15 protein-coding genes are annotated in these 12,016 nt (G+C 66.6%); 2 read left to right on the top strand and 13 right to left on the bottom strand.

All coding sequences use genetic code 11. The features are described from left to right. Window positions 1–233: ATP-binding cassette domain-containing protein (locus RI841_RS09635; RefSeq protein ID WP_310705385.1), on the bottom strand; the 233-nt coding region annotated here is incomplete at its 3' end. A gap of 5 nt (window positions 234–238) precedes the next feature. Further along, on the bottom strand, window positions 239–943 hold the full coding sequence (locus RI841_RS09640) for an ABC transporter permease (RefSeq protein ID WP_310705386.1): 705 nt from the start codon (window positions 941–943) through the stop codon (window positions 239–241). Window positions 944–1,076: 133 nt separating this feature from the next. Between RI841_RS09640 and RI841_RS09645 the strand changes: the two genes are divergently transcribed. Together RI841_RS09645 and RI841_RS09650 are read left to right on the top strand one after the other, a co-directional pair. After that, window positions 1,077–1,982: a helix-turn-helix transcriptional regulator gene (locus RI841_RS09645; RefSeq protein WP_310705387.1), complete on the top strand. Its 906-nt coding sequence runs from the start codon at window positions 1,077–1,079 to the stop codon at window positions 1,980–1,982. A gap of 177 nt (window positions 1,983–2,159) precedes the next feature. Further along, complete coding sequence (locus RI841_RS09650) at window positions 2,160–3,032, top strand: class I SAM-dependent methyltransferase (RefSeq protein WP_310705389.1); 873 nt, start codon at window positions 2,160–2,162, stop codon at window positions 3,030–3,032. Between the two features lie 106 nt (window positions 3,033–3,138). On the opposite strand, the gene RI841_RS09655 is transcribed toward RI841_RS09650, so the two are convergent. The 11 genes from RI841_RS09655 to RI841_RS09705 form a co-directional block, all read right to left on the bottom strand. Beyond that, window positions 3,139–3,270, bottom strand: coding sequence for a hypothetical protein (locus RI841_RS09655; RefSeq protein WP_310705390.1), 132 nt, complete (start codon window positions 3,268–3,270; stop codon window positions 3,139–3,141). Window positions 3,271–3,622: 352 nt separating this feature from the next. After that, the gene (locus RI841_RS09660; RefSeq protein ID WP_250058752.1) at window positions 3,623–3,967 is read right to left on the bottom strand and encodes a Na+/H+ antiporter subunit G; all 345 of its coding nucleotides are present in this window, start codon (window positions 3,965–3,967) and stop codon (window positions 3,623–3,625) included. Next, on the bottom strand, window positions 3,964–4,233 hold the full coding sequence (locus RI841_RS09665) for a K+/H+ antiporter subunit F (RefSeq protein WP_310705391.1): 270 nt from the start codon (window positions 4,231–4,233) through the stop codon (window positions 3,964–3,966). Before RI841_RS09665 ends, RI841_RS09660 begins: the two co-directional genes overlap by 4 nt. Beyond that, window positions 4,230–4,736 carry a Na+/H+ antiporter subunit E gene (locus RI841_RS09670; RefSeq protein ID WP_310705392.1) on the bottom strand — a complete coding sequence of 169 codons (507 nt, stop codon included), beginning with the start codon at window positions 4,734–4,736 and terminating at the stop codon, window positions 4,230–4,232. Before RI841_RS09670 ends, RI841_RS09665 begins: the two co-directional genes overlap by 4 nt. Next, complete coding sequence (locus RI841_RS09675) at window positions 4,733–6,256, bottom strand: monovalent cation/H+ antiporter subunit D (RefSeq protein WP_310705393.1); 1,524 nt, start codon at window positions 6,254–6,256, stop codon at window positions 4,733–4,735. The genes RI841_RS09670 and RI841_RS09675 overlap by 4 nt, the downstream gene beginning before the upstream one ends. Then, window positions 6,253–6,591, bottom strand: coding sequence for a Na+/H+ antiporter subunit C (locus RI841_RS09680; protein WP_310705394.1), 339 nt, complete (start codon window positions 6,589–6,591; stop codon window positions 6,253–6,255). The genes RI841_RS09675 and RI841_RS09680 overlap by 4 nt, the downstream gene beginning before the upstream one ends. After that, window positions 6,591–9,386 carry a monovalent cation/H+ antiporter subunit A gene (locus tag RI841_RS09685; protein WP_310705395.1) on the bottom strand — a complete coding sequence of 932 codons (2,796 nt, stop codon included), beginning with the start codon at window positions 9,384–9,386 and terminating at the stop codon, window positions 6,591–6,593. The genes RI841_RS09680 and RI841_RS09685 overlap by 1 nt, the downstream gene beginning before the upstream one ends. Before the next feature lie 158 nt (window positions 9,387–9,544). After that, window positions 9,545–9,739: a hypothetical protein gene (locus RI841_RS09690; RefSeq protein ID WP_310705397.1), complete on the bottom strand. Its 195-nt coding sequence runs from the start codon at window positions 9,737–9,739 to the stop codon at window positions 9,545–9,547. A 137-nt stretch (window positions 9,740–9,876) separates the two neighbouring features. Then, window positions 9,877–10,962 (bottom strand): patatin-like phospholipase family protein, encoded by a 1,086-nt coding sequence (locus RI841_RS09695; protein ID WP_310705398.1) that lies wholly within the window; start codon window positions 10,960–10,962, stop codon window positions 9,877–9,879. A gap of 78 nt (window positions 10,963–11,040) precedes the next feature. Next, window positions 11,041–11,178, bottom strand: coding sequence for a hypothetical protein (locus RI841_RS09700; protein ID WP_310705399.1), 138 nt, complete (start codon window positions 11,176–11,178; stop codon window positions 11,041–11,043). After that, window positions 11,175–12,016 (bottom strand): MFS transporter (locus RI841_RS09705; protein ID WP_310705400.1); only part of this gene is annotated, 842 nt, incomplete at its 5' end. The genes RI841_RS09700 and RI841_RS09705, both read right to left, overlap by 4 nt.

The raw sequence follows: 12,016 nt of genomic DNA on the forward strand, positions 1-12,016 counted from the left end.
GCCTGGCGGGGTGGGCGCCCTTCCCAGCTCACGCGGCCGCATGAAGGCGCCAGCAGGCCATGAGCCAGGCGCATCAGCAGGCTCTTGCCGGCGCCGTTGGGGCCCATCACCAGGGTGCGCTGGCAGCCCGCGAGGCGCAGGTCGAGGGGATGCAACAGGGGCTGGCCGCGATGCGTGAAGCCGACGCCCTCCAGCGTGAGCGAGGGTATGGCTGCCACGGGTAGCCGCTGCATGTCGTTCATCCCAGCCGCCTCTGTGCCGTCTCGCCCACCAGGTGGGCGGCGGCATTGACCAGCGCGATCAGCACCAGCAGCACCATGCCCAGCCCCAGCGCCAGGGGCAGATTGCCCTTGCTGGTTTCCAGCACGATGGCGGTGGTCATCACCCGGGTGACACCGTCGATGTTGCCGCCGACGATCATCACCGCCCCGACCTCGGCGCTGGCCCGGCCGAAGCCGGCCAGCATCACGGTCGTCAGCCCGAAGCGGGCATCCCACAGCAGGGTCGGGATGCGGCGCACCCGCGACACGCCCATGGAGGCGAGCTGCTCGCGATACTCGCCGTGAAGCTCCTCGACCTGCTGGCGGGTCAGGGCGGCGATGATCGGCAGCACCAGGATCACCTGGGCGATCACCATGGCGCCGGGGGTGAACAGCAGGCCGAATTCGCCCAGCGGCCCGGCCCGGGAGAGCAGCAGGTAGACTGCCAGTCCGGCCACCACCGGGGGCAGCCCCATCAGCGCGTTGAGCATCACGATGATCGCCCCGCGGCCGGGAAACCGCCACAGCGCCAGGGCCGCGCCAAGCGGCAGGGCGATCAGCGCGGCGATCAGCACGGCGGAGAGCGAGACCTGCAGCGACAGCGCCACGATCCCGATCAGGTCGGGGTCGCGGCCCAGGATCAGGGCCAGGGCGGTCTGGAAGGCATTGGGCTCGTCGGGCATCGTGGGCTCCTGAAGTCTTTTTGCATCATGTGCGTTAAATTGCGCTGATGCATCCAACGCAGTAATACATGCAGTAGCATGCAGTAAAACGACAATCCTGCTGCTTGCACACGTGATGCCCAAGGGGTCTTGTATGAGGGAAGCCGACTGGGGAAGCGCATCGCCTGCCTACCTGACTACCGCCGAGGTGGCCGACTACCTCCGCCTCAAGGAGCGCAAGGTCTATGACCTGGTGCGCCAGGGGGCGATGCCCTGCGTGCGGGTGACCGGCAAGCTGCTCTTCCCGCGCCAGAGTATCGATCTCTGGCTGATGAACCACCTGGAAGGGGACCGGGCGAGCAGCCGGCCCGTGCCCACCGTGCTGGCGGGCAGCCAGGATCCGCTGCTGGAGTGGGCGGTGCGGGAAAGCGGGGCGGGACTGGCACTGCTCTGCCACGGCAGTGGCGACGGGGTGCGTCGCCTGCTGGCCGGCGAGGCGATGGTGACCGGGCTGCACCTGCTGGACGCGCATCGCGGCGACTACAACCGGCCCGAGGCGCTGGGGCTTTCCGGCATGCGCGATCTGGTGATGGTGCGCTGGGCGAGGCGTTGCCAGGGGCTGCTGCTGGCGCCGGGCAACCCTCTGGGCATTGCCGGCCTCGAGGACCTGGCCGGGGAGGCGGTGCGCCTGGCCCATCGGCAGCCCGATGCCGGGGCCCAGCGGCTGCTGACCTGGCTGCTGGCCCGGGCGGGGGTCGAGGCCGGCCGGCTGCGCTTCACCGCGCACCCGTCGCTCAACGACGACGACCTGGCGCTGGCGATCCGCCAGGGCGAGGCGGACGCCGGGCTCGGGGTCGAGGCGGCGGCTCGCCGTCAGGGGCTGGCCTTCGTGCCGTTGCATGAGGAGGCCTTCGACCTGGCGCTCAAGCGGCGCAGCTATTTCGAACCGCCCATCCAGCGGCTGCTGGCCTTCGCTCGGGAGGCGCGCTTCGCCGAGCGCGCCGAGGCGCTGGGGGGCTATGACGTCAGTGAACTGGGGCGGGTGGTCCATAACGCTTGAATGGTGGTCTGGTGGCCGATGCTACTCCGCTGCTACCCACTGCCCATAAACCGAATGAAACTGCTAGAACTGGTAAGTGACAGCATCACTCTGGCCGGCCCTCGGCCGGGTGATCTGTCTGAGGCGCTGCGAGACACGAGTGTGGCGCTTTCCTGACATGGCACAGGAGGTACCGCCATGAGTAAAGCAACCGATCAACAACTCAGCGAGTACGTCGCTTTCTGGAACGACACCTTGGCAGAGAAGTTCGACCGTTTTCAGGAGATCCTGATGAACGGCCTGAGCTACCACAGCCGGATTTCTCTGGAGAAACTCGACGTGCCGCCGGCGGCAAGCATTCTCGATGTAGGCTGCGGCTGGGGGGATACCGCCATCCAGTTGGCCCGCAAGACCGGTCCCGAGGGACAGGTGTTGGGCATGGACTGTGTCGAGGATTTTCTGGAAGACGCCCGCCGGCGTGCCGCCGAGGCTGGCCTCGACAACGTGCACTTTGTCACTGCCGACGTCGAACGCTATCCCTTCGAGTCGGACTACGACCTGTGTTTTTCGCGTTTCGGCATGATGTTCTTCGAGCATCCCGTCGTGGCCATGCGGAACATCCACAAGGCGCTGCGCCCCGGCGGAAAGCTGATGTTCATCGTGTGGCGCGACATCGAGGACAATCCTTGGCTGGGATTGCCCAAGCAGGTAGTGCTGGACTTCCTGCCGCCGCCCGGCGAGGACGCCCGCACCTGTGGTCCGGGCCCCTTCTCGATGGCCAACCCGGACATGGTCAGCCAGCAGCTGGAGATTGCCGACTTCGAGGCGATCGACTTCGAGCGCAACGACGGTCCCGTCGAGGTCGGCGACTCGGTGGAGAATGCCATGCGCTTCCAGCTCGCCTTGGGGCCGGCGGGAGAGGTGTTCCGCGAGGCCGGCGATGAGGCAGAACGGCAGCGCCCACAGATCGAGACAGCATTGCGCAAGGCGCTGGCCCCTTTCGAGCAGGACGGCAAGATCGTCATGGGCTCGAGCTCTTGGACCATCACGGCGCATAAGCCGGCCGGTTGAGCCAGGGTGGGTGTGCCGCGGATTTCGGATCCTATCGACCTGCCAAGGACAAGCGGCCCGTCAGCCGAGCTGGCGGGCCGCGCTGGGGGCGGCCCGGCGGTTGGGCTCAGCCCTTCGCGTTCACGCAGTTGTCGTAGAAGGTGACGGTGGCGGGCCAGTCGCTGAACAGGCCGATGATGCCGACGTCAAGGGCGAGCACATCGAGGGTGAGCAGCTTGTCGCCGTCGTTGTCGATCATGTCGTCCGTGGTGCGGTGGTACCACTCGCTGTCGTTGGCCAGCGGGCCGGAACGCTCTAAGGACCAGGCGATGAGGTCGAGCCCGGCCGCCTTGGCGCGCTCGGCGTAGACGGAGGGGGCGCGTTGTCGATCCAGTAGCGCACGTCATCCAGGTTGAACGGAGGTCGCGTGAGCGCTGGGTCTCCTCGTCCATGTCCTGGACCAGGAAGAGTGGACGGGGCCCGAGGGAGACGTGGCTGGCGGTGGTGATCTCGTCGCCCCTTGCCAGCATGCCCGAGGGGCCATGACGACACGGTGACGCCGGGATGTCGGATGGACAGCGCCCTTACGGCGTGAAGGGTCTGGCGGGCCGCTACCGGTCGGGCATGTTGCGGGTTCCCGGCACTCCCTTGAGGCGTCGGCGCAGGGCCGCCTTGCCCATCATGTGGGCGCTGACCGGGGCGGTGGCGAACAGGAAGATGGTCACCAGGGCTTCCTGGACCGAGACGCCGTCCTGCTGGTGGCTGAAATAGAGCAGCGAGCCGATCAACGTACAGCCGACGCCCAGGGTGCTGGCCTTGGTGGGGCCATGCAGGCGGGTGTAGAAGTCGGGCAGCTTGGCCAGCCCCCAGGAACCGATCAGTGCCACCAGGGCGCCGAACAGCAGGAAGGCGACGACGACGAGCTGCAGGGTCCATGGCATGTCGATGCTGGTCATTCGATGACGTCCCCCCGAAGCAGGTACTTGCTCATGGCCACGGTGCTGACGAAGCCCATCAGCGCGATCAGCAGGGCCAGCTCGAACAGCATGCCGAGCCCCATCCAGATGTCGGACAGTACGATCAGCGCGATGCTGTTGATCATCAGGGTGTCCAGCGCCAGGATCCGGTCGACGATGTCCGGACCGATGGCCAGGCGGTAGAGGTTGAGCAGGGCGGCGATGGCGAAGAGCGCCATGGCGATCGGAATGACGACGGCAATCATCGGAATATCTCCTTGAGAGGCGTCTCGTAGCGCTCACGAATGATGGCGATGGCCTCATCCTCGTCTTCCAGGTGCAGGGCGTGCACCAGCAGGGTGTTGGTTTCGACGTCGTAGTGGAGCGAGACGGTGCCGGGTGTCAACGAGATGGTGCTGGCGAGGATGGTGATGGCGAAGTCGTCGTCCAGCGTCAGCGGATAGAGGAAGAAGCCCGGTCGCAGGTGGCGGGTGGGGCGCAATATGCGCAGGGCCACCACCAGGTTGGAGCGCAGGATGTCCACCAGCAGCACCAGGAGGTAGCGCAGCAGCGGCAGGGGGCGCTTGATCCTTGCCTCTTCGGGCCAGAAGGCGTGCGTCACGAAGGGTATGGCCACGCCGAGTGCCAGCCCCAACAGGGCATGCGCCACGCTGATCTCGTTGACCATCAGCAGCCAGAGCAGTGCCAGGAACAGCGAGAACAGCGGGCGCGGCAGCCAGAACTGCCGAGAGCGGGATGACGATGTCATGGTGAGACCTCCTGGCTGGCAGCCGTGGCCTCTGGCAGCACGGCGGCGATATAGGCCTGCGGGTCGAGCAGCTGCTGTGCGGTCAATTCGAGGTAGCCCATGACCGGATCGCCGAATGCCGCCAGGAGCCCGTTGAGGCCGACCATGAGGGACACCAGCGTCAGCGGGCCCCGTTCGAGTGGATAGGGCCTGGCCATGTCACCGGGACGCCAGAACCAGCTGCTGCCGATGCGGCTGACGGCAATCAGGATCAGCAGCGCGGCGGCCAGCAGCACGCCCCACAGCCAGAACCCCTGGGGTTCCGGCGCGCTGGCCTGCAGGATCCAGGCCTTGCTGACGAAGCCGCTGAAAGGGGGCAGGCCCACCATGGCGATGGCGGCGATGAAGAAGAGGCTGCCCAGCAGCCAGCGATGGCCGATGGGGCCGGTTGCCGACAAGCGGTCGTAGCCCGCCTCGCGCTGCTGGCCGAGCAGGTCGGCCAGCAGGAAGAAGACGGCGGTCATGCCGGTGCTGTGGATCAGGTAGAAGAGGGCGGCACCGAGGCTTGCCTCGGTGGCGAAGCTGATGGTGGCCAGCAGGGTGCCTACCGAGAGGATCACCAGATAGGCGGTCAGGGTGCGCAGGCTGTTCGAGCCCAGCACCCCGACGCCGCCCAGTGCCAGGGTCAGCAGCGCCAGCGGCCACAGCCAGCCCCAGGCAGTCGCGTTGATCGGTGTCTCGCCCAGCGCAAAGACCAGCAGGAAGACCCGAAGGATGGCGTAGATACCGACCTTGGTCATGATGGCGAAGAGCGCTGCGACCGGTGCGCTGGCGGCCGAGTAGGCGCGGGGCAGCCAGAACAGCAGTGGCAGGATGGCGGCCTTGATGCCGAACACCACCAGCAGGACCAGGCTGGCGGCGGCGAGCAGCGGCGCATCGTTCGGCGGCGCCTCGGCCACGCGCAGGGCCAGGTCGGCCATGTTGAGGGTACCGGTGAGGCCGTAGAGGGTGCCCAGAGCGATCAGGAACAGCGCCGAGCCCGCGAGGTTGATGATCACGTAGTGCAGTCCGGCACGGCTGCGAGCGCGGCCGCCGCCGTGCAGCAGCAGGGCGTAGGAGGCGATCAGCAGGATCTCGAAGAACACGAAGAGGTTGAACAGGTCGCCGGTCAGGAAGGCGCCGTTGAGGCCGGCCAGCTGGAACTGGAAGAGGGCATGGAAGTGGGCCCCTCGCTGGTCGCCGCCGTTGCTGGCGTAGAGCAGGCAGCAGAATCCCAGCACGGCGGTCAGCGCCAGCATGAGGGCGGAGAGTCGGTCGAGCACCAGCACGATGCCGAACGGCGCCGGCCAGTCGCCGGCGTGGTAGAGAAGATGCTCGCCGCTGCCGGCGACCTGCAGGCACCAGATCCCCAGCAGCACCAGCCAGAAGGTGCTCGCGAAGCCCAGCAGGCGCTGCAGGGCGAAGGGGGCCTGGTAGAACAGCAGCTGCCCGGCACCGGTGATCAGCGGCAGCAGTATCGGCAGGATCAGGGCGTGGTTCATGCGAGGTCCTCGTCGGGGTTCTCACCGTCCACGTGGTCGTTGCGCAGCTCCACCGCGGCCTTGAGGGCCAGGACCACCACGAAGGCGGTCATGGCGAAGCCGATCACGATGGCGGTGAGCACCAGCGCCTGAGGCAGGGGGTCGGCCGATGCTGGCGCCAGTCCGACGATGGCCGGCGCGCCGGCGACCAGGCGTCCCGAGGCGAAGAGGTAGAGGTTCACCGCATGGGAGAGCAGCGTCAGCCCCAGGATGACCGTGAAGGTGCGCGCCCGCAGCAGCAGGTAGACGCCGCAGGTGGTCAGCACGCCGAGCGTGATCGCGTAGAGCAGTTCCATCAGCCGATCTCCTTGCCGGGGCCGGCCACGGTCATCAACTTGCCGAGGTTGGCGAGGACCAGCAGCGTGGCGCCTACCACGGTGGCATACACCCCGAGATCGAAGAGCATGGCGGTGGCCAGCTCGAATTCGCCGATCAATGGCAGGTGCAGGTGGCCGTGGGCCGAGGTGAGGAAGGGGTAGCCGAACAGCCAGCTGCCGAGACCGGTGAACACGGCGATCAGGATGCCGGCGCCGATCAGCGGCCGGAACGGGGACAGCATGCGCTCCTGGGCCCAGACCAGCCCGCCCGCCATGTACTGCAGCGTCAGCGCCACCGCGGTGATCAGCCCGGCGATGAAGCCGCCGCCGGGCAGGTTGTGGCCGCGCAGGAAGATATAGGCCGAGACCAGCAGGGCGATCGGCAGCACCAGGCGGGCCACGGTGCTGAGCATGATCGGGTGTGGCTCGGCGACCCAGTGCCCGGGGTGGGTTTCGACCACCCGCTCCTTGAGGTGCAGGTCGCGCGTGAAGGCAAACACCGCCACGGCGGCGATGCCCAGAACGGTGATCTCGCCCAGGGTATCGAAACCGCGGAAGTCCACCAGGATGACGTTGACCACATTGGTGCCACCGCCACCGGGGACGCTGTTGGCCAGGAAGAAGTCGGAGATCGTCTCCTGCGGGCGGGTGAGGATGGCGAAGCTGAAGGCCGTTACCCCGATGCCCATCAGCACGGCGATACTCAGGTCTCGTCCCATCCTGAAGGGGGTCGATCCCCTGGGTGACGTCTGCGGCAGGAAGGAGAGCGCCAGCATCATGATCACCACGGCCATCACTTCCACCATCAACTGGGTCAGGGCGAGGTCCGGCGCCGAGAAGCGGGCAAAGGTAACGGTGACGAACAGCCCGGTCATGCCGAGCAGCAGCAGGGCCGGCAGGCGGTGATGGTGATAGACCACCACGCCGATCGCCGCCAGGCAGAGCAGGATGGCGGCCAGCACGGTCAGCGGGTCGAGCGGGGCAAGCGTCACGCCGCCGTGCCAGTGGTCGACGGCCAGCAGCTCCAGGCCGACCAGGACCAGCACGGTGAGCAGGATGAATACCAGGTAGCGCTGCAGTGAGCCGTTCTCGAGCTGGAACACGCGGCGCTGGGAGAGGGCGATCGCGCGGCGCATGAGCCAGTCGAAGATCTCCTTGGCGTCGACCGCCGGCAGCCGCGCATGGAGACGGAACAGCGGATCGCGCATGTGGTAGAAGAGCGCGCCGCCCGCCAGCGCGACGAGGCTCATGACCATGGGCAGGGGGCCGCCCAGGGTCGAGAAGTCGTAGGGCTCGACAAGCGCCTGACGCGCGGCGGTGAAGGCGGGCTGGACCAGGGCGGTATAGACCTGTTCCGGCACCAGCCCCACCAGCAGGGTCGCCAGGGCCAGCAGCGCGATGGGCGACAGGGCCGCCGCGCGTACCCCTCGGGGAGGCCAGAGGGGCAGGTCGATGGGCTGGCCGTTGAAGAAGACGTTGTGGAAGATGCGGATCGAATAGGCCACCGAGAACAGCCCGGCCAGTGTCACCCAGGTGGGAATCACCACCACCGCCCAGTCGGGCGCCGTCACCAGCAGGCTCTCGGTGAACAGCATCTTCTTGCTCAGGTAGCCGCTCATCAGCGGCAGGCCGGCCATGGCGGCAGCGGAGATGGCGGACAGTACCATCAGGGCCGGCATGAAGCGCCACAGGCCGTTGATCTTGCGCATGTCGCGGGTGCCGGTGGCGCGGTCCACATAGCCTGCCATCATGAACAGCGGCGCCTTGAACAACGCATGACACACCAGATGGAAGAGCGCCGCCGCCAGCGCCATGGGAGTGCCCAATCCCAGCAGCAGCATGATCAGCCCCAGGTGCGAGACCGTGGAGTAGGCCAGCAGCCCCTTCATGTCGTGCATGAACATGGCCACGAAGGCGCCCAGCATCAGCGTCAGCATGCCGGTCAGGGTCACCAGGTGGAACCACTCCGGGGTATCGCCCAGTGCCGGGTGCAGCCGGGCGAGGAGGAACAGCCCCGCCTTGACCATGGTGGCGCTGTGCAGATAGGCGGAGACGGGGGTCGGCGCCGACATGGCGTGGGGCAGCCAGAGGTGGAAGGGAAACTGTGCCGACTTGGTGAAGGCGCCCAGCAGGATCAGGTTGAGCATCAGTCCATAGTGCTCGTGGCCGCGGATGCGATCGCCCGCCCCCAGCACCGTGGAGAGCTCATAGCCGCCGGCGGCCTGGCCCAGCAGCACCAGGCCACCGAGCAGTGCCAGACCACCGCCGCCGGTGATTACCAGTGACATGCGCGCGCCCAGCCTGGCCGCCTGGCGGTCGGTATTGAAGCCGATCAGCAGGAAGGAGACCAGGCTGGTCAGCTCCCAGAAGACCAGCAGGAAGAGCAGGTTCTCCGAGAGCACGATGCCCAGCATGGCCGACATGAACAGCAGGGTCAGGGTGAAGAAGCGTGCGGCGGCGTCGTTGCCCTCGAAGTAGTAGCGTGCATAGAGCAGGATCAGGCAGCCGATTCCGGTGATCAGCAGGGCGAACAGCAGTCCCAGGCCATCGAGACGGAAGGCCACGTTGAGGCCCAGCGACGGCAGCCAGGTCAGTTGCTGCACGAGGGTGTCGCCGCCGTTCATGACATGCGGCAACCAGCTCAGCAGCAGCAGCAGGCTCAAGAGGACGGGAAGCGCCGAGATTGAGGCCAGCAGGCGCGATGATCGACCCTGCATCAGGGCGGGCAGGCAGGCCCCCGTCAGCGGCAGCAGGATGATCAGCGCAAGCGGCATGGGCCTGTCTCCCTGTCCAGCATCGAGTGGGACTGGCGTGGCCCCTCTTGATTGACGTCAACCGTAGGTGATGACGTGGGAAACTTGCCGAGAGGACATCTCGAGATTACCTGCGTCACAGTGGATGGTGAAGCCCTGTGGATGACCTCGATCTCGGCTCAGAATGGGCCCACCAGGCTGCCCAGGGTGATCAGCAGCACCAGCGAGATGAGGGGCACCACCACGGCGACTACCGCAATATCAAGATAGGCCTGGCGGTGGCTCAGACCGCAGATGGAGAGCAGTGTGATTACCGCGCCGTTATGCGGCAGGGCATCCAGCCCGCCGGTGGCCACCGCCGTGACGCGATGCATCAGGTGGGGCGATACCGCTGGCCTGGCCCATGGCCAGGTAGGTGTCGCACAGCGTCGTCAGGAGCAACAGGCTCAGCCCGCGGTAGGCCAGCCCCATCAGCGCAGCAGCGCGATGGCGATCGCCGAGATACCGATCATCACTCCTTCCCTTCGTCATGTCCCGTGGAGGTGCCATCAGTGGCCGAGAGGGGGCGAAAGGTATCGGGGAAGACCGCATCCAGGTCGAAAGTCGAGTGCTTGCCCAGGGCATCGAAGTGCGTCTCCAGCCACTGGTCGGCCCAGGTACGCCCCTGGGCATGCAGACGGGAGAGAAAGTCCCACTCGGCATTCATCTTGCTGGAGGCACTGAGCGTTTCGATATAGTGCTCGGCATGAATCAGATGCAGGCGCATGGCACGGTAACTCTCCAGTTCCAGGCCTTCGGCATCGATCAAGCGGTGCAACAGCTGGATGCTGCGTAGCTCCTTGATCAGGCTGGAGTTGAAGGTGATTTCATTGATCCGGTCGAGGATTTCCCGGGCGCTCTCCGGCAGTTTCTGGCGCACCAGCGGATTGATCTGCACCACCACCAGGTCACGACAGTCCTGGTCATCGACCAGCGGGTAGAGCGCCGGATTGCCGCTGTACCCGCCATCCCAATACGCCTCGCCATCGATCTCCACGGCTGGAAACATGAAGGGCAGACACGCCGATGCCATCACGGTATCGACGGTGAGTTCCGGTTGGCGAAAGATCTTCGCGCGGCCGGTGCGGACATTGGTGGCAGTGACATACACCTTGACCTTGCGACAGGCATTGACCCGCTCGAAATCGACCAGCTCGAGGACCAGGTCGCGCAAGGGATTGATGGCCAGGGGGTTGAGCTTGGCGGGCGCGATCAGTTGGGTAAGGTTTTCGAAGAACAGATAGCTCGGCGACCGGTCCAGGCCGTCGTTCCCCATCAGCCGGTCCCAGGGCGTGCGCTGGATCGGTGAGAAGCGGGCCGCATCGCTGACCGCCTTCCAGAAGGTGTGCAAGGCGTCACGGGCGCCATTGCGGCCTCCCCTGTGCAGCCCATCGGCCAGCACCACGGCATTCATGGCCCCCGCACTGGTGCCGCTGATGCCGTCGATTTCCAGCCGCTCGTCTTCCAGCAGGCGATCCAGCACCCCCCAGGTCAAGGCGCCGTGGGAGCCGCCGCCCTGCAGGGCCAGATCGATCCGTTTCTTCTCGCCCGTCGCCATATCGGCTCCTGTATGAGCGTGAATGCTGCAATGCAGTGTAGAGGGCTCGGCCACCATTGTCGCTTGACGACGTGCCGCTCAACACAATCGGCTGCCGAGCAGCAGCTGGGCGGCGTCGAGATGGTGCCATCCCCACCAGGCCAGGGCCAGGGCCAGGGCCAGGGCAATGGCGATGAGAACCGCGGTGGCGATCGGCACCAGGCGTGAACGACTCATGCCTCGACCTCTCTGGGGGCAGGACGATTGACCGGCTGCTCGCCGATGAACCAGTGCAGGGCAGCGGCCACCACCGAGAGCAGGATGGCGATGTTCCACACCACATCGTAGTCCCCCTGCAGGTCGTAGAAGTAGCCCCCCAGCCAGACACCCATGAAGGAGCCGAGCTGGTGGAAGAGGAAGACGATGCCACCCAGCATGGAGAGGTGTTGCACGCCGAACACCGAGGCGACGATGCCGTTGGTCAGCGGTACCGTGGAGAGCCACAGCAGCCCCATGGCGATGCCGAACAGGTAGGCGCTGGCCGGGCTCAGTGGCGTGACCAGGAAGAGGGTGATCACCACGCCGCGGATCAGGTAGAGCCAGGTGAGCAGGCGCGGTTTGGAGAAGCGCCCGCCCAGCCAGCCGGCAGTATAGGTGCCGGCAATGTTGAACAGCCCCACCAGGGCCAGCACGGTGCTGCCCACCTGCACGGCGATGCCGCTGTCGAACAGGTAGCCGGGCAGGTGGACACCGATGAACACCACCTGGAAGCCACAGACGAAGAAGCCCAGGCACAGCAGCCAGAAGCCGCGGTGGCCCGCGGCCTCGTTGAGCGCGGCGCCCAGGCTGATGTCGCTGGCGGCCTTGGCCGAGGGGCGGTCGCGCAGCAGGGCTCCAAGGGGCAGCATCAGCACGGCGATGGCGCCCATGGCCAGCAGCGCCGCCGACCAGCCCAGCCAGCCCAGCAGGCCCAGGGTGCCGGGCAGCATGGCGAACTGGCCGAAGGAACCGGCAGCGCTGACGATACCCATCGCCAGGCTGCGCTTCTCGGGCGGTACGGCCCGGCCCACGGCGC

It is taken from the genome of Halomonas sp. (assembly GCF_031581305.1).
In the GTDB taxonomy this organism is placed as follows: domain Bacteria; phylum Pseudomonadota; class Gammaproteobacteria; order Pseudomonadales; family Halomonadaceae; genus Halomonas.

Excerpts from the sequence above, each read along its gene's own strand:
- RI841_RS09640 (WP_310705386.1), bottom strand. The coding sequence starts at position 943 with ATGCCCGACGAGCCCAATGCCTTCCAGACCGCCCTGGCCCTGATCCTG.
- RI841_RS09645 (WP_310705387.1), top strand. The coding sequence starts at position 1,077 with ATGAGGGAAGCCGACTGGGGAAGCGCATCGCCTGCCTACCTGACTACC.
- RI841_RS09650 (WP_310705389.1), top strand. The coding sequence starts at position 2,160 with ATGAGTAAAGCAACCGATCAACAACTCAGCGAGTACGTCGCTTTCTGG.
- RI841_RS09655 (WP_310705390.1), bottom strand. The coding sequence starts at position 3,270 with ATGATCGACAACGACGGCGACAAGCTGCTCACCCTCGATGTGCTCGCC.
- RI841_RS09660 (WP_250058752.1), bottom strand. The coding sequence starts at position 3,967 with ATGACCAGCATCGACATGCCATGGACCCTGCAGCTCGTCGTCGTCGCC.
- RI841_RS09665 (WP_310705391.1), bottom strand. The coding sequence starts at position 4,233 with ATGATTGCCGTCGTCATTCCGATCGCCATGGCGCTCTTCGCCATCGCC.
- RI841_RS09670 (WP_310705392.1), bottom strand. The coding sequence starts at position 4,736 with ATGACATCGTCATCCCGCTCTCGGCAGTTCTGGCTGCCGCGCCCGCTG.
- RI841_RS09675 (WP_310705393.1), bottom strand. The coding sequence starts at position 6,256 with ATGAACCACGCCCTGATCCTGCCGATACTGCTGCCGCTGATCACCGGT.
- RI841_RS09680 (WP_310705394.1), bottom strand. The coding sequence starts at position 6,591 with ATGGAACTGCTCTACGCGATCACGCTCGGCGTGCTGACCACCTGCGGC.
- RI841_RS09685 (WP_310705395.1), bottom strand. The coding sequence starts at position 9,386 with ATGCCGCTTGCGCTGATCATCCTGCTGCCGCTGACGGGGGCCTGCCTG.
- RI841_RS09690 (WP_310705397.1), bottom strand. The coding sequence starts at position 9,739 with ATGCATCGCGTCACGGCGGTGGCCACCGGCGGGCTGGATGCCCTGCCG.
- RI841_RS09695 (WP_310705398.1), bottom strand. The coding sequence starts at position 10,962 with ATGGCGACGGGCGAGAAGAAACGGATCGATCTGGCCCTGCAGGGCGGC.
- RI841_RS09700 (WP_310705399.1), bottom strand. The coding sequence starts at position 11,178 with ATGAGTCGTTCACGCCTGGTGCCGATCGCCACCGCGGTTCTCATCGCC.